General features: G+C 60.7%; 9 protein-coding genes, 4 tRNA genes, 1 rRNA gene and 1 pseudogene. 1 reads left to right on the forward strand and 14 read right to left on the reverse strand.

Going from position 1 to position 16242, the window contains the following annotated elements:
- Nucleotides 1-231: 231 nt before the first annotated feature.
- The 13 genes from rpoC to WS75_RS31215 all read right to left on the reverse strand — a co-directional run bounded on the left by rpoC (nt 232) and on the right by WS75_RS31215 (nt 14156).
- On the reverse strand, nt 232-4473 hold the full coding sequence (gene rpoC / locus WS75_RS31155) for a DNA-directed RNA polymerase subunit beta' (protein WP_059599775.1): 4242 nt from the start codon (nt 4471-4473) through the stop codon (nt 232-234).
- A gap of 21 nt (nt 4474-4494) precedes the next feature.
- A complete protein-coding gene (gene rpoB, locus WS75_RS31160; RefSeq protein ID WP_059686555.1) occupies nt 4495-8601 on the reverse strand; it encodes a DNA-directed RNA polymerase subunit beta in 4107 nt (1368 codons plus the stop codon).
- Between the two features lie 377 nt (nt 8602-8978).
- The gene (gene rplL / locus WS75_RS31165; protein WP_021161757.1) at nt 8979-9353 is read right to left on the reverse strand and encodes a 50S ribosomal protein L7/L12; all 375 of its coding nucleotides are present in this window, start codon (nt 9351-9353) and stop codon (nt 8979-8981) included.
- Nucleotides 9354-9416: 63 nt separating this feature from the next.
- Nucleotides 9417-9914 carry a 50S ribosomal protein L10 gene (gene rplJ, locus WS75_RS31170; protein ID WP_038715103.1) on the reverse strand — a complete coding sequence of 166 codons (498 nt, stop codon included), beginning with the start codon at nt 9912-9914 and terminating at the stop codon, nt 9417-9419.
- A gap of 295 nt (nt 9915-10209) precedes the next feature.
- Nucleotides 10210-10908, reverse strand: a complete 699-nt coding sequence (gene rplA / locus WS75_RS31175) for a 50S ribosomal protein L1 (protein WP_017333534.1) — start codon at nt 10906-10908, stop codon at nt 10210-10212.
- Nucleotides 10909-11340 carry a 50S ribosomal protein L11 gene (gene rplK, locus WS75_RS31180; RefSeq protein ID WP_006400671.1) on the reverse strand — a complete coding sequence of 144 codons (432 nt, stop codon included), beginning with the start codon at nt 11338-11340 and terminating at the stop codon, nt 10909-10911.
- A gap of 140 nt (nt 11341-11480) precedes the next feature.
- Nucleotides 11481-12038: a transcription termination/antitermination protein NusG gene (gene nusG, locus WS75_RS31185; protein ID WP_006400672.1), complete on the reverse strand. Its 558-nt coding sequence runs from the start codon at nt 12036-12038 to the stop codon at nt 11481-11483.
- 1 nt (nt 12039) lies between these two features.
- Complete coding sequence (secE, locus tag WS75_RS31190; protein ID WP_006482892.1) at nt 12040-12420, reverse strand: preprotein translocase subunit SecE; 381 nt, start codon at nt 12418-12420, stop codon at nt 12040-12042.
- Nucleotides 12421-12462: 42 nt separating this feature from the next.
- A tRNA-Trp gene (locus tag WS75_RS31195) sits at nt 12463-12538 on the reverse strand.
- Between the two features lie 59 nt (nt 12539-12597).
- Entirely contained in the window at nt 12598-13788 is a 1191-nt protein-coding gene (gene tuf / locus WS75_RS31200; RefSeq protein ID WP_011882996.1) for an elongation factor Tu, read from the reverse strand.
- A gap of 65 nt (nt 13789-13853) precedes the next feature.
- Nucleotides 13854-13928, reverse strand: a tRNA-Thr gene (locus tag WS75_RS31205).
- 25 nt (nt 13929-13953) lie between these two features.
- Nucleotides 13954-14027: transfer RNA gene (locus WS75_RS31210), tRNA-Gly, on the reverse strand.
- A gap of 43 nt (nt 14028-14070) precedes the next feature.
- Nucleotides 14071-14156, reverse strand: a tRNA-Tyr gene (locus WS75_RS31215).
- Between the two features lie 696 nt (nt 14157-14852).
- Between WS75_RS31215 and WS75_RS31225 the strand changes: the two are divergent.
- Nucleotides 14853-15985, forward strand: a pseudogene (locus WS75_RS31225) (IS3 family transposase).
- Between the two features lie 129 nt (nt 15986-16114).
- Here WS75_RS31225 and rrf read toward each other — a convergent pair.
- Nucleotides 16115-16227: ribosomal RNA gene (gene rrf / locus WS75_RS31230) — 5S ribosomal RNA — on the reverse strand.
- Between the last annotated feature and the right edge of the window lie 15 nt (nt 16228-16242).

The raw sequence follows: 16242 nt of genomic DNA on the forward strand, positions 1-16242 counted from the left end.
CGAGGACGGCGGAACGATGACCGCGATTTTAACAACCCGCTCGCGCGACGCGCGGCGAATCGTGCAACGTTGGCCGATCGGCAAAGTTCGTGCACGCGCATGACAGGCCTGCGCAACGCCTGCGGCAAGCCCGTCATGCACGTGAACGACGTATAAAAAAAACCGCCCGGCGGACCGGGCGGTTTCGATGACAGCGAATATGCAACGTGAGGCGGCTCGCGCCGCCCGCGCTTATTCGGCTGCCGGGTGTTGCGGCTCTTCCGCAGGCGCGCTCGGCGTGCCGAAGTCAAATGCCTCTTCCGCTGCGATCTGATCGAAACGCTCGCGATCGGACATCTCCTTCGCCTTGCGTGCCTTGTGGAACGCGAGACCCGTACCGGCCGGGATCAGACGGCCGACGATCACGTTTTCCTTCAGGCCGCGCAGATCGTCGCGCTTGCCCATGATCGCCGCTTCGGTCAGCACGCGGGTCGTTTCCTGGAACGATGCTGCGGAGATGAACGAGTCGGTCGACAGCGACGCCTTCGTGATACCGAGGAGCACGTTATCGTACGACGCCGGGCGCTTGCCCTCGGCGATCATGCGATCGTTCTCGTCCAGCATGTCGGAACGCTCGACCTGTTCGCCCGGGATGAAGCGCGTATCACCGTTGTCGGTGATCTGCACACGACGCAGCATCTGGCGAACGATCACCTCGATGTGCTTGTCGTTGATCTTCACGCCCTGCAGACGATACACGTCCTGCACTTCGTCGACGATGTAGCGCGACAGCGCCTCGATACCCTGCAGACGCAGGATGTCGTGCGGATCGGCCGGGCCGTCCACGATCATTTCGCCCTTGTTGACGACCTGAGCATCGTGGACCAGCACCTGCTTTTCCTTCGCGATCAGGAACTCGTGCTGATTGCCTTCGAGGTCCGTGATGACGAGACGCTGCTTGCCCTTCGTGTCCTTGCCGAACGACGTCGTGCCGGTGACTTCCGCGAGAATGCCGGCATCCTTCGGCGAACGCGCTTCGAACAGTTCCGCCACCCGCGGCAGACCGCCGGTAATGTCACGCGTCTTCTGCGCTTCGGTCGGGATACGTGCGAGCACTTCACCCACCTGCACTTGCTGGCCGTCCTTCACGGTGATCAGTGCGCCGACCTGGAAGCCGATCTGCACTGCGTGTTCCGTGCCCGGGATCTTCACTTCTTCGCCGTTCGCGTCGAGCAGCTTCACCTGCGGACGCACGCTCTTCGAAGCTTGCGAACCGCGACGCTTCACGTCGATCACGACCAGCGTCGACAGGCCGGTCACGTCGTCGATCTGCTTCGCGACGGTTACGCCTTCCTCGACGTTCTCGAACTTCACCGTACCACCGTACTCGGTGATGATCGGACGCGTCATCGGATCCCACGTCGCCAGCTGCGTGCCGGCCTTGATCGCCGCACCGTCGAGCTGCAGCAGCGTCGCACCGTACGGGATCTTGTGACGTTCGCGCTCGCGGCCGATATCGTCGGTGATCAGCGCCTCGCCCGAACGCGAGATGACGATCTGCTCGCCCTTCGCGTTGGTGACGTAACGCATCGTCGCCGTGAAACGCACGATACCGTTGCTCTTCGCTTCGACCGACGACGCCACTGCCGCACGCGATGCCGCACCACCGATGTGGAACGTACGCATCGTCAGCTGCGTGCCCGGCTCACCGATCGACTGTGCCGCGATCACACCGACTGCTTCGCCGACGTTCACGAGCGAGCCGCGGCCGAGGTCACGGCCGTAGCAGGCTGCGCACAGGCCGTAACGCGTTTCGCAGGTCAGCGGCGTGCGCACGCGCACTTCGTCGATGCCGAGGCGTTCGATTTCCTCGACCGCCGTTTCGTCGAGCAGCGTGCCCGATTCGTACAGCGTTTCCTGCGTTTCCGGGTTCACGACGTCCGCGACCGCGACGCGGCCGAGGATACGGTCGCGCAGTGCCTCGACGACTTCACCGCCTTCGACCAGCGCCTTCATCGCCACGCCGTTCGACGTGCCGCAATCGTCCTCGACCACCACCAGATCCTGCGTGACGTCGACGAGACGACGGGTCAGGTAACCCGAGTTTGCCGTCTTCAGTGCCGTATCAGCCAGACCCTTACGTGCACCGTGGGTCGAGATGAAGTACTGCAACACGTTCAGGCCTTCGCGGAAGTTCGCGGTAATCGGCGTCTCGATAATCGAGCCGTCCGGCTTCGCCATCAGGCCACGCATACCGGCCAGCTGACGAATCTGCACCGCCGAACCCCGGGCGCCCGAGTCGGCCATCATGTAGATCGAGTTGAACGACTCCTGGCGCGTCTCGTTGCCGTCGCGGTCGATCACCGGCTCCGTCGACAGCTGCTCCATCATCGCCTTGCCGACCGCTTCCGACGTTGCCGACCAGATGTCGACCACGTTGTTGTAGCGTTCCTGCGCGGTGACGAGACCCGACATGTACTGGCGGTCGTACTCCTTCACCTTCTTCGCGGCGTCACCGACGATCGTTTCCTTCTGCGGCGGCACGAGCATGTCGTCCACGCAGATCGAAATGCCGGCGCGCGTCGCGAGACGGAAACCCGACTGCATCAGCTGATCGGCGAACACCACCGTCGCGCGCAGACCGCACTTGCGGAACGCCGTGTTGATCAGGCGCGAGATTTCCTTCTTCTTCAGCGGCTTGTTCAGCACCGAGAACGGCAGGCCGTGCGGCAGGATCTCCGACAGGATCGCGCGACCGACGGTCGTCGCGTACAGCGTGATCTTCGGCACGAATGCCGGTGCGCCTTCCGACTTGTCTTCGTTGTGGACCATTTCGGTGATCCGCACGTTGACGCGCGATGCCAGCTCGACTTCCTTGTTCTCGTACGCGCGGATCACTTCCGACACGCCGGTGAACGACAGGCCTTCGCCCTTGCCGTTGATCGCTTCGCGGGTCGCGTAGTACAGACCCAGCACGATATCCTGCGACGGCACGATCGACGGATCGCCGTTGGCCGGAAACAGCACGTTGTTCGACGCCAGCATCAGCGTGCGCGCTTCCATCTGCGCTTCGAGCGACAGCGGCACGTGAACGGCCATCTGGTCACCGTCGAAGTCGGCGTTGAACGCCGCACAGACGAGCGGGTGCAGCTGGATCGCCTTGCCTTCGATCAGCACGGGCTCGAACGCCTGGATACCGAGACGGTGCAGCGTCGGCGCACGGTTCAGCATCACCGGGTGCTCGCGGATCACCTCTTCCAGGATGTCCCACACCACCGGCGTCTGGTTCTCGACTTCCTTCTTCGCAGCCTTGATGGTCGTCGCGACGCCCATCACTTCCAGCTTGTTGAAGATGAACGGCTTGAACAGCTCGAGCGCCATCAGCTTCGGCAGGCCGCACTGGTGCAGCTTCAGCGTCGGGCCGACCACGATGACCGAACGGCCCGAGTAGTCGACGCGCTTGCCCAGCAGGTTCTGACGGAAACGACCGCCCTTGCCCTTGATCATGTCGGCGAGCGACTTCAGCGGACGCTTGTTCGCGCCCGTCATCGCCTTGCCGCGACGACCGTTGTCGAGCAGCGAGTCGACGGCTTCCTGCAGCATCCGCTTTTCGTTGCGGACGATGATTTCAGGGGCCTTCAGCTCGAGCAGGCGCTTCAACCGGTTGTTACGGTTGATCACGCGGCGATACAGGTCGTTCAGGTCCGACGTCGCGAAACGGCCGCCGTCCAGCGGCACGAGCGGACGCAGTTCCGGCGGCAGCACCGGCAGCACTTCGAGGATCATCCACTCGGGCTTGATGCCCGAGCGCTGGAATGCCTCGAGGACCTTCAGGCGCTTTGCGTACTTCTTGATCTTCGCTTCCGAGCCGGTGTTCTTCAGCTCGGTGCGCAGCGTCTCGACCTGCTCGTCTATGTTGATCGCGCGCAGCAGTTCACGCACGCCTTCCGCGCCCATCTCGGCACGGAATTCGTCGCCGTATTCCTCGACCTTGTTGTAGTAATCCTCTTCGGTCATGATCTGCCGCGCCTTCAGCGGCGTCATGCCCGGTTCGATCACCACGTATGCTTCGAAGTACAGCACGCGTTCGATGTCGCGCAGCGTCATGTCGAGCACCATGCCCAGACGCGACGGCAGCGACTTCAGGAACCAGATGTGCGCGACCGGCGAGGCCAGTTCGATGTGGCCCATGCGTTCGCGACGCACCTTCGCCAGCGTCACTTCGACGCCGCACTTCTCGCAGATCACGCCGCGGTGCTTCAGACGCTTGTACTTGCCGCACAGGCACTCGTAGTCCTTGATCGGCCCGAAGATCTTCGCGCAGAAGAGACCATCGCGTTCCGGCTTGAACGTACGGTAGTTGATGGTCTCCGGCTTCTTCACTTCACCGAACGACCACGAACGGATCTTGTCGGGCGAGGCCAGACCGATCTTGATCGCGTCGAAAACTTCTTCCTGTTGGACTTGCTTGAATAGATCGAGCAGAGCTTTCATTGCTTTCTCTCCGTAGTCCGATTAATTGCGGTCGAGATCGATATCGATACCGAGCGAGCGGATTTCCTTCACGAGCACGTTGAAGGACTCCGGCATGCCTGCATCGATCACGTGATCGCCCTTGACGAGGTTTTCGTACACCTTCGTCCGGCCGGTCACGTCGTCCGACTTCACCGTCAGCATTTCCTGCAGCACGTAGGACGCGCCGTACGCTTCGAGTGCCCACACTTCCATTTCACCGAAACGCTGGCCACCGAACTGCGCCTTACCGCCCAGCGGCTGCTGCGTGACGAGCGAGTACGGGCCCGTCGAACGTGCGTGCATCTTGTCGTCGACCAAGTGGTGCAGCTTCAGGTAGTGCATGTAGCCGAGCGTCACGCGACGTTCGAACATTTCACCCGTGCGGCCGTCGTACAGACGGACCTGGTTCTTCGACGGGTTCATGCCGAGCTGTTCCGCGATGTCGTCCGGGAACGCGAGGTCGAGCATCTTGCCCATTTCTTCCTCGGTCGCACCGTCGAACACCGGCGTTGCGAACGGCACACCTTCGCGCAGGTTCTTCGCGAGTTCGAGGATCTCGTCGTCGGTGAAGCTTTCCAGATCTTCCTGGCGGCCCGACTCGTTGTAGATCTTCGTCAGGAACGCGCGCAGCTCCTCGATCTTCGCCTGACGCTGCAGCATTTCGCCGATACGCCAGCCAAGGCCCTTCGCGGCCCAGCCGAGGTGCACTTCCAGAACCTGACCCACGTTCATCCGCGACGGCACGCCGAGCGGGTTCAGCACAACGTCTGCCGGACGGCCGTCGGCCATGTACGGCATGTCTTCGATCGGGACGATCTTCGACACGACGCCCTTGTTACCGTGGCGGCCTGCCATCTTGTCGCCAGGCTGCAGGCGGCGCTTCACCGCGAGGTACACCTTGACCATCTTCAGCACGCCCGGCGGCAGTTCGTCGCCTTGCGTGAGCTTCTTGCGCTTCTCTTCGAACGCGAGATCGAACTGGTGACGCTTTTCTTCGATCGAGTTCTTGATCGCTTCGAGCGATGCCGCTGCTTCGTCGTCCGCGAGGCGGATGTCGAACCAGTGGTAGTGGTCGAGGTCTTCCAGGTAAGCCTGGTCGATCTTCGTGCCCTTCGCGAGCTTCTTCGGACCGCCGTTCGCGACCTTGCCCACGAGCATCCGTGCGAGACGCTGGAACGCGTCGCCTTCCACGATGCGCAGCTGGTCGTTCAGGTCGAGACGGTAGCGCTTCAGCTCGTCGTCGATGATCTGTTGCGCACGCTTGTCGCGCTGGATGCCTTCACGCGTGAACACCTGGACGTCGATCACGGTGCCGCTCATGCCCGACGGCACGCGCAGCGACGTGTCCTTCACGTCCGAAGCCTTCTCGCCGAAGATCGCGCGCAGCAGCTTCTCTTCCGGCGTCAGCTGGGTCTCGCCCTTCGGCGTGACCTTGCCGACCAGCACGTCGCCCGCTTCGACTTCCGCACCGATGTACACGATGCCCGATTCGTCGAGACGGCCGAGCTGGACTTCCGCCAGGTTCGAGATGTCGCGCGTGATTTCTTCCGGCCCGAGCTTCGTGTCGCGTGCAACGACGTTCAGCTCTTCGATGTGGATCGACGTGTAGCGATCGTCGGCCACGACCTTCTCCGAGATCAGGATCGAGTCCTCGAAGTTGTAGCCGTTCCACGGCATGAACGCGATCAGCATGTTCTGGCCGAGCGCGAGCTCGCCCAGGTCCGTCGATGCGCCGTCGGCCAGCACGTCGCCGCGCGAGACCTTGTCGCCCATCTTCACGATCGGACGCTGGTTGATGTTCGTGTTCTGGTTCGAACGCGTGTACTTGATCAGGTTGTAGATGTCGACACCGACTTCACCTGCGACCGCTTCGTCGTCGTTCACGCGAATCACGATACGGCCTGCGTCGACATAGTCGACGACGCCGCCGCGGAACGCCTGAACCGTCGTGCCCGAGTCGACCGCACAGGTGCGCTCGATGCCCGTACCGACGACCGGCTTTTCCGGACGCAGACACGGCACGGCCTGACGCTGCATGTTCGAACCCATCAATGCACGGTTCGCGTCGTCGTGCTCGAGGAACGGGATCAGCGAAGCTGCAACCGACACAATCTGCGACGGCGCGACGTCCATGTACTGGATGCGGTCCGGCGTGACCATCATCGTTTCGCCGGCTTCACGCGACGACACGAGTTCGTCGATCAGCTGGCCATTCTCGTCGATCGCGGCGTTCGCCTGCGCGATCATGTAGCGGCCTTCCTCGATCGCCGACAGGTAGTCGATCTGGTCGGTCACCTTGCCGTCCACGACCTTGCGGTACGGCGTCTCGAGGAAGCCGTACTCGTTCAGGTGCGCATACAGTGCGAGCGAGTTGATCAGACCGATGTTCGGACCTTCCGGCGTTTCGATCGGGCACACGCGGCCATAGTGGGTCGGGTGCACGTCACGCACTTCGAAGCCTGCGCGTTCGCGCGTCAGACCGCCCGGGCCCAGTGCGGAAACACGGCGCTTGTGCGTGATTTCCGACAGCGGGTTGGTCTGGTCCATGAACTGCGACAGCTGCGACGAACCGAAGAACTCGCGGATTGCCGACGAAATCGGCTTCGAGTTGATCAGGTCATGCGGCATCAGGTTTTCGCTTTCGGCCTGGCCGAGGCGTTCCTTGACCGCGCGCTCGACACGCACGAGACCCGCGCGGAACTGGTTTTCCGCCAGTTCGCCGACGCAACGCACGCGACGGTTGCCGAGGTGGTCGATGTCGTCCACTTCGCCCTTGCCGTTGCGCAGTTCGACGAGGATCTTGATCGTCGCGAGGATGTCGTCGTCCTGCAGCGTCATCGGGCCGGTGATCTCGTCACGGCCGACGCGGCGGTTGAACTTCATACGGCCGACCTTCGACAGGTCGTACGCTTCTTCGCTGTAGAACAGACGGTTGAACAGCGCCTCGACCGCTTCTTCGGTCGGCGGCTCGCCCGGACGCATCATGCGGTAGATCGCGATGCGCGCGGCCGTCTTGTCGGTCGTTTCGTCGACACGCAGCGTCGACGAGATGTACGGACCCTGGTCCAGATCGTTCGTATAGAGCGTCTGGATGTCCTTGATGCCCGCTTCGCGCAGCTTCTCGAGCACGCTTTCCGTGACTTCTTCGTTCGCGGTCGCGATCACTTCGCCGGTGTCGCCGTCGACGACGTTCTTCGCCAGCACGCGGCCGAGCAGATAGTCTTCCGGCACCGAGATGTACTTGGTCTTCGCGGCTTCGAGGTCGCGAATGTGCTTCGCGTTGATCCGCTTGTCCTTCTGGACGATGACCTTGCCGTCGCGATCCGTGATGTCGAAGCGCGCGACTTCACCACGCAGGCGCTCGGGCACGAACTCGAGTTGCGCGCCTTCGTCCATCAGCGTGAAGTTGTCGAACACGAAGAAGTTCGCGAGGATCTGTTCCGGCGTGAGGCCGATGGCCTTCAGCAGGATCGTGACCGGCATCTTGCGGCGACGGTCGACGCGGAAGTACAGGATGTCCTTCGGATCGAATTCGAAGTCGAGCCACGAGCCGCGGTACGGAATGATCCGTGCCGAGAACAGCAGCTTGCCCGAGCTGTGCGTCTTGCCCTTGTCGTGTTCGAAGAACACGCCCGGCGAACGGTGCAGCTGCGAGACGATGACACGCTCGGTGCCGTTGATGACGAACGAGCCCGTCGGCGTCATGAGCGGAATTTCGCCCATGTACACTTCCTGCTCCTTCACTTCCTTGACGACCGGCTTGTTCGGCGATTCCTTGTCGAGGATGACGAGGCGGACCTTCGCGCGCAGCGCGGAGCAGTACGTCAGGCCACGCTGCTGGCATTCCTTGATGTTGAATGCCGGCGCGGACAGCGCGTAGCTCACGAACTCGAGGCGCGCGAAGCCGTTGTGCGAAACAATGGGAAATACCGACGTGAATGCGGCCTGCAAACCTTCAGGCTTGCGTTGCGTGCCGGGCACGTCGGCTTGCAGAAACGTGCTGAATGATTCAAGCTGGGTGGCCAGCAAGAACGGAACTTGGTGAACGATGGGGCGCTTCGCGAAACTCTTGCGAATGCGCTTCTTCTCGGTGAAGGAATATTGCATACGATCTCCGAATCACGGCGGGTGCTATCGAGGCGGAATACCTGGACGTTTCAAACCCGAGTGTTCACCGACTGAGACCCGATGGCCGTCCAACGGCTTGAACGAGCCGAGAAGCTTGGTGGTTGGCCGCTACCAACCGCTGGCTGACGGCAGCGGATGCCTGTGTTGCCCGCTACCCGACCAAACTTGCCTTCTGCAGTCGCTTCAGAAGACAAAGAGAAACGTCAATCGCGGCCATTGATCACGATTCGGCGGTTTTCTTTGGCTTCTGGGGCCAGTTATTCGGGCTCCCGAATGAGTGCCAGAATAACGTCCCCACAAAGCACAAAAAGGCCGGCGGTGAAAATACCGCCAGCCTTCGCACGGCGCGTCGAAACTTACTTGACTTCGACCTTCGCGCCAGCTTCTTCCAGCTTCTTCTTGGCTTCTTCAGCAGCAGCCTTGTCGACGCCTTCCTTGACAGCCTTCGGTGCGCCGTCAACGACGTCCTTCGCTTCCTTCAGGCCCAGGCCCGTCAGTTCGCGAACTGCCTTGATGACTGCAACCTTGTTGCTGCCTGCTTCAGCCAGAACGACCGTGAACTCGGTCTTCTCTTCTGCAGCAGCAGCAGCGCCGCCGCCTGCCGGGCCAGCGACTGCCACTGCAGCTGCCGACACGCCAAACTTCTCTTCGAACGCCTTGACCAGTTCGTTCAGTTCCAGAACGGTCATCCCTTCGACTGCTGCCAGGATGTCTTCTTTTGCGATTGCCATTTGAAATACTCCTAAATTGAATTCGGATACAGCCAGCGATCAGTGACGCTGATGCACGCTCGATTACGCAGCTTCTGCTTGCTTCTTCTCGGCCAGCGCGGCAAGAGCACGCGCGAAGCCCGAAACAGGCGATTGCATAACGAACAGCAGCTTCGAGAGCAGTTCTTCGCGGCTCGGGATGCTTGCCAGCGCTTGCACGCCGGCCTTGTCCATCACCTTGCCATCGAACGAACCAGCCTTGATGACCAACTTGTCATTGCTCTTGCTGAAGTCGTTGACGACCTTAGCAGCAGCAATTGCATCTTCCGAGATGCCGTAGATCAGGGGGCCAGTCATCTGCTCTGCCAGCGGAGCAAACGGCGTACCTTCAACAGCGCGACGCGCCAGCGTGTTCTTCAACACGCGCAGGTAAACCTGTTGCTCACGCGCTTTCGCGCGCAGCTTGGTCAGATCGCCAACCGCAATTCCACGATACTCAGCCAGCACAACGGTCTGGGCCTTCGCGACTTGCGCGGCAACCTCAGCGACGACGGCTTGCTTGTCTTCTCTATTAAGCGGCACGGTTAGCCTCCAGAAACGATACGTTCGGCACGAAACCTCACGTACCTCGTTCAACAACGGCGTCCGACCTCGTTAGGAGTATTTCCACCTCACGCCGTGAATCGCTTCACGGCCTGCGGCTTCACCACTGCAAAACTTTTTCGGGTTCGCCATCTGCGTTGGCTTGAATTAAGGGATCGCCTGCCTGCTGCGCCCCACCAACGGTCTTTGATAACCGGTTGCCCGCCCTACTGCACGAACAACCGCCCAAAGCCCATGTAGGCCGCTTCGCGAACGAAGCGGCCCGAATACTTTCTTACTGTGCTGCCAGCGTAGCCTGGTCAACACGCACGCCGACACCCATCGTGCTCGACAGTGCGATCTTGCGCAGGTAGACGCCCTTGCTCGTTGCCGGCTTGGCCTTCTGCAGCGCTTCGATCAGTGCCGACAGGTTCGAACGCAGTGCGGTCGATTCGAACGATGCACGGCCGATGGTCGCGTGAATGATACCGGCCTTGTCGACACGGAATTGCACCTGACCAGCCTTCGCGTTCTTGACTGCAGTCGCAACGTCCGGCGTGACCGTGCCGACCTTCGGGTTCGGCATCAGGCCGCGCGGGCCGAGGATCTGACCGAGCGTACCGACGATACGCATCGTGTCCGGCGAAGCGATCACGATGTCGAAGTCCATCTGGCCAGCCTTGATCTGCTCAGCCAGGTCTTCCATACCGACGATTTCCGCGCCCGCTGCACGAGCCTGCTCGGCCTTTTCGCCTTGTGCGAACACGGCAACGCGAACCGACTTGCCCGTACCTGCCGGCAGAACGACCGAACCACGAACGACCTGGTCCGACTTCTTCGCGTCGATGCCGAGCTGGACTGCGACGTCGATCGATTCGTTGAACTTCGCGCTCGCGCATTCCTTCACGAGTGCCAGTGCGTCTTCGATCGCGTACAGCTTCTGACGATCGACCTTGGCGGCGAATGCCTGACGGCGCTTGGAGATCTTAGCCATTTACACGCCCTCCACAGTGATGCCCATCGAGCGTGCGCTACCAGCGATGGTGCGAACGGCTGCGTCCAGATCAGCTGCCGTAAGGTCCGGCATCTTGGTCTTCGCGATTTCTTCGGCTTGAGCGCGCGTGATCGAACCGACCTTGTCGGTGTGCGGCTTGCTCGAGCCCTTGTCCACCTTCGCCGCCTTCTTGATCAGGACGGTCGCCGGCGGCGTCTTCATCACGAACGTGAAGCTCTTGTCAGCGTATGCCGTGATGACCACCGGCACCGGCAGACCCGGCTCCATACCTTGAGTCTGCGCGTTGAACGCCTTGCAGAACTCCATGATGTTCAGGCCGCGCTGACCCAGTGCCGGACCGACCGGCGGCGACGGATTGGCTTTACCTGCAGGGATCTGCAGCTTGATAAAGCCGACAATCTTCTTTGCCATTTGTAAACCTCGTTGGAACGCCAGGCGGCGTTCGGTGAGTGATAACGCGCTTTCGCCGCTGGCTACTGACGCTCCTCAACGACCATAACGCGGGCCGTAAGCGCGAAGGTGGGCAGCCGAGGCTGCCCACCGAATCGGGATCAAACTTTTTCGACCTGACCGAACTCGAGTTCGACCGGGGTAGAGCGGCCAAAGATGGTGACCGACACACGCACGCGCGATTTTTCGTAGTTGACTTCCTCGACAGTGCCGTTGAAGTCCGTGAACGGGCCTTCCTTGACACGCACCATCTCGCCAACTTCGAACAGGGTCTTCGGGCGCGGCTTCTCGACGCCTTCCTGCATCTGCGACATGATCTTTTCGACTTCCTTCGGGGAAATCGGGGTCGGGCGGTTACGCGCACCGCCGACGAAACCCGTGACCTTCGCAGTATTCTTCACGAGGTGCCACGTTTCGTCCGTCATTTCCATTTCCACCAGCACGTAGCCGGGGAAGAAACGACGCTCGGTTACAGCCTTGTGGCCACCTTTGACTTCGACCACTTCTTCGGTCGGAACCAGGATCTGACCGAATTTATCCTGCATGCCAGCACGTTCGATGCGCTCTTGAAGCGCGCGCTGCACGCTCTTCTCCATACCGGAGTAGGCGTGCACGACGTACCAACGCTTTCCGCTCGGGGATGCCGGAGTATCGCTCATATCATTTCCAACCCAGAATCGCCGAGAAAATCACCCATTCGATCGATTTGTCACTCAACCAGAGGAAAATCGCCATCACGAGCACGAAACCAAACACGACGAGTGTGGTTTGCGTTGCTTCCTTGCGGGTGGGCCAAACGACCTTGCGGACTTCCTTGTACGAATCCTTGGCAAACGCGATGAGGCTCTTGCCAGGTGCGGACATCAGGCCGACGGCCACGCCGGCGATAATACCTACCGCCAATGCGGCACCGCGGACATACCACTGCTGATTGGCCAGCCAGAAGAAGCCCACGAATCCGGCCAAGACCAACAATACGCCCAGGGCCAGCATCAGCTTATCGCCGGAGGTATTTACAGTTTCGACGGATGGATTCGCCATAACACCTTAAAACAAATGCCACGTGGGACACGTGGCGATTTTTGGCAGGGGCAGAGGGAATCGAACCCCCAACCTTCGGTTTTGGAGACCGACGCTCTGCCAGTTGAGCTATACCCCTAAACCATGCTGGGGCCGGCTGCTGCCAGCCCCAAAACTGTCGATCAACGAATAACTGGCTTACTCGATGATCTTGGCGACGACGCCGGCGCCGACGGTACGGCCACCTTCGCGGATTGCGAAGCGCAGACCTTCTTCCATCGCGATCGGAGCGATCAGCTTCACCGTGATCGACACGTTGTCGCCCGGCATCACCATTTCCTTGTCCTTCGGCAGCTCGATCGAGCCCGTCACGTCCGTCGTACGGAAGTAGAACTGCGGACGGTAGTTGTTGAAGAACGGCGTGTGACGGCCGCCTTCGTCCTTGCTCAGCACGTACACTTCAGCCGTGAAGTGCGTGTGCGGCGTGATCGAACCCGGCTTCGCCAGAACCTGGCCACGCTCCACGTCTTCACGCTTCGTGCCGCGCAGCAGGATACCGACGTTGTCGCCTGCCTGACCTTGGTCCAGCAGCTTGCGGAACATTTCAACGCCCGTGCAGGTCGTCTTCACCGTCGGCTTGATACCGACGATTTCGATTTCCTCGCCGACCTTCACGATGCCGCGCTCGACACGACCCGTCACCACCGTACCACGGCCCGAGATCGAGAACACGTCTTCCACCGGCATCAGGAACGCGCCGTCAACTGCACGCTCCGGCGTCGGGATGTACGTGTCCAGTGCGTCGGCCAGGTTCATGATCGCCACTTCGCCCAGCTCGCCCGTGTCGCCTTCCAGCGCCAGCTTCGCCGAACCCTTCACGATCGGCGTGTCGTCGCCCGGGAAGTCGTACTTCGACAGGAGTTCGCGAACTTCCATCTCGACCAGCTCGAGCAGTTCAGCGTCGTCCACCATGTCGCACTTGTTCAGGAACACGATGATGTACGGAACGCCAACCTGACGCGCCAGCAGGATGTGCTCACGCGTTTGCGGCATCGGGCCGTCTGCTGCCGAGCAAACCAGGATCGCGCCGTCCATCTGCGCTGCGCCCGTGATCATGTTCTTCACATAGTCAGCGTGGCCCGGGCAGTCGACGTGTGCGTAGTGGCGGTTTGCCGTTTCGTACTCGACGTGTGCCGTGTTGATCGTGATGCCGCGCGCCTTTTCTTCCGGTGCCGCGTCGATCTGGTCGTACGCCTTCGCTTCGCCGCCGAACTTCTTCGTCAGAACCGTCGTGATCGCTGCCGTCAGCGTCGTCTTGCCGTGGTCAACGTGACCAATCGTACCAACGTTGACGTGCGGCTTGGTCCGCTCAAACTTTTCCTTGGCCATTTTCAACTCCCAAAAGGAATTTCACATGTTGCGCCGCGCGCAAACAGACACTGACTTTGTACTGCTGGTGCCCATGGGCAGGATCGAACTGCCGACCTCTCCCTTACCAAGGGAGTGCTCTACCACTGAGCCACATGGGCGCTATTACGCTTCAACTACACGGACTGGAGCGGGTGAAGGGAATCGAACCCTCGTCGTAAGCTTGGAAGGCTTCTGCTCTACCATTGAGCTACACCCGCACGGGCCACTAACGATTCCCTACCGCTCTTTGCGCTGATGTTCTGGTGGAGGAGGTTGGATTCGAACCAACGTAGGCGTAAGCCAACAGATTTACAGTCTGCCCCCTTTAGCCACTCGGGCACCCCTCCGTAGAGAACTGACGATTATGGGGGTGCATCGCACTCTTGTCAAGCACATCCGGAAGATTATTTTCATTCTCTTCCAGAGCACTTGCGCGACTCACCCGACACTCACGCTCACCTGGCTGAAGCAAGCACGAGAGGAGGCCGATCGGCGCCCACATCTTCGTCAGACCCCGTCTTCAGCGTCGATTTGCATCTTCGCTAAAAACGAAAGACCGCCATCATACGACCTCCCGCGCATAATGCCAAGCAGGTAGATGAAAAAATTTGCAATTTCCGTGCCGATGGGAATTGCGGGGGCATCCGGCATACGTCCGGACCAGCTGAAGTCGATTGATGGTGACGCGTCAGCACATCGCCCGGTCCGGAGCAGCCGCGTTGTCCGCAGGGGCTTCGGGTACACCGACACCGGATTCCGGATAGAGCGCGACTGTTAGCCTCCTCCGCTGCGATAGCGTGGCCCAGACGATCATGCTGATCAGCCTGCACGAAGGCCCGACACAATGCGTGCTGCACCGCTGCACGTTCGCTGCGACGGTGACGCGCAGTCGACGTGGTAGCCGCGGGTGCTGGTGCAGATCGTCGCGTATCAGCAGCAGGACGCCGAGGCAGATTGAGCCTTGACCCTGGCTCACAAAGCTGTCGGATTTAAGAGTGGAAAATTCCGGCATGACGTTGTCATCGAGACCAGGAGGTCATGGCGTGAAGAAGAGCAAGCTCACCGAAGAGCAGATCGCCTATGCGTTGAAGCAGGCCGAGCTGGGCACACCGGTCGCGGAGACCTGTCGCAAGATGGCGATCAGCGACGCAACGTTTTACAACTGGCGGACGAAATATGGAGGATTGTCGCCCTCGGCGCTGCGCCGGCTGAAGCAACTTGGGGAAGAGAACGCGAAGCTCAAGCGGCTCGGGCCCGATCTGTCGCTGGAAAAGGCCATGCCGCAGGACGTGCTGTCAAAAAAGCTCTGAAGCCTTCTCGGCGCCGTGAGCTTGTCACGGACTTGATGCGGCGTTTCGGCGCAAGCCAGCGGCAGACCTGCGCGTTGTTGCAACTGTCTCGCACGGTCTACCGTTACGAGTCGGTCGCGCGGGATCAAAGCGCGCTGGAGATGCGCATCAAGGAGATCACGGAAGTGCGGGTGCATTACGGCGCACCCCGCGTATACGTGATGCTTCGCCGGGAAGGCTGGAGGGACAACCATAAGAGAGTAGAACGCGGGTATCGGGAATTGGGCCCTTCGTTGCGCCACAAGCGAGCCCGTCGAAACAAGTCTGCCCGGCGCCGGCAGCCGAAGCAGTCAGTGAGCGCGATCAATGAGATCTGGAGTATGAACTTCGTCGCTGATGCGCAGTTTGATGGTCGACGCTTGCGCACGCTCACGATCTTGGACAACTACACGCAGGAATGCTTGGCGATTGAAGTCGGCGGCTCGTTGCGTGGCGAGCACGTTGTTGCCGCGCTGCCCCGGTTTGCACAGCATCGCCCGCTTTCACGCTATATCAAGGGAGACAACGTTCTAAATGCAAGCAGAATGTGCAACGCTCGGCAAATTGGCGTACGAGAACGGCGGGGAGATTGATTTCTCGCGTCCTGGCAAGCCGACCGACAACGCGAAGAATGAATCCTTCAACGGACGCTTGCGGGAGGAATGCCTCAATGCACATTGGTTCTTGTCGCTTGAAGACGCCAGCGCAAAATCGAGGTCTGGCGCGAGCGCTATAACGAGGCGCGCCCTCACTCCGCGCTGCAGCGGATGACACCGGCAGAATTCGCCCGCCAGTGCACTGATCGGGCCGGTTCAGCCCACCCCGAAGTACCGGAATTTTCCAGCTAAGACTGGGACAGAAATTGAGCCAACCTCATTGAGCAACAACCGGAGAGGTTCGATTGCCTGCACTCGCGCATTTCCGTCGCTCAAATGCAAAAACCCCCGCCTTTCGGGCGGGGGTTTCTGGCTTAGGGAGCCTGACGATTACCTACTTTCACACGGGAATCCGCACTATCATCGGCGTAGAGTCGTTTCACGGTCCTGTTCGGGATGGGAAGGGGTGGGACCGACTCGCTATGGTCATCAGGCAAAGAGGGTTGTTG

The sequence above is a fragment of the Burkholderia sp. FL-7-2-10-S1-D7 genome (assembly GCF_001524185.1).
GTDB lineage: Bacteria > Pseudomonadota > Gammaproteobacteria > Burkholderiales > Burkholderiaceae > Burkholderia > Burkholderia diffusa.

Bases quoted from the DNA above. Each gene is read 5' to 3' on its own strand.
- rpoC (WP_059599775.1), bottom strand. From the start codon at position 4,473: ATGAAAGCTCTGCTCGATCTATTCAAGCAAGTCCAACAGGAAGAAGTT.
- rplA (WP_017333534.1), bottom strand. From the start codon at position 10,908: ATGGCTAAGATCTCCAAGCGCCGTCAGGCATTCGCCGCCAAGGTCGAT.
- rplK (WP_006400671.1), bottom strand. From the start codon at position 11,340: ATGGCAAAGAAGATTGTCGGCTTTATCAAGCTGCAGATCCCTGCAGGT.
- nusG (WP_006400672.1), bottom strand. From the start codon at position 12,038: ATGAGCGATACTCCGGCATCCCCGAGCGGAAAGCGTTGGTACGTCGTG.
- secE (WP_006482892.1), bottom strand. From the start codon at position 12,420: ATGGCGAATCCATCCGTCGAAACTGTAAATACCTCCGGCGATAAGCTG.
- tuf (WP_011882996.1), bottom strand. From the start codon at position 13,788: ATGGCCAAGGAAAAGTTTGAGCGGACCAAGCCGCACGTCAACGTTGGT.
- rpoB (WP_059686555.1), bottom strand. From the start codon at position 8,601: ATGCAATATTCCTTCACCGAGAAGAAGCGCATTCGCAAGAGTTTCGCG.
- rplL (WP_021161757.1), bottom strand. From the start codon at position 9,353: ATGGCAATCGCAAAAGAAGACATCCTGGCAGCAGTCGAAGGGATGACC.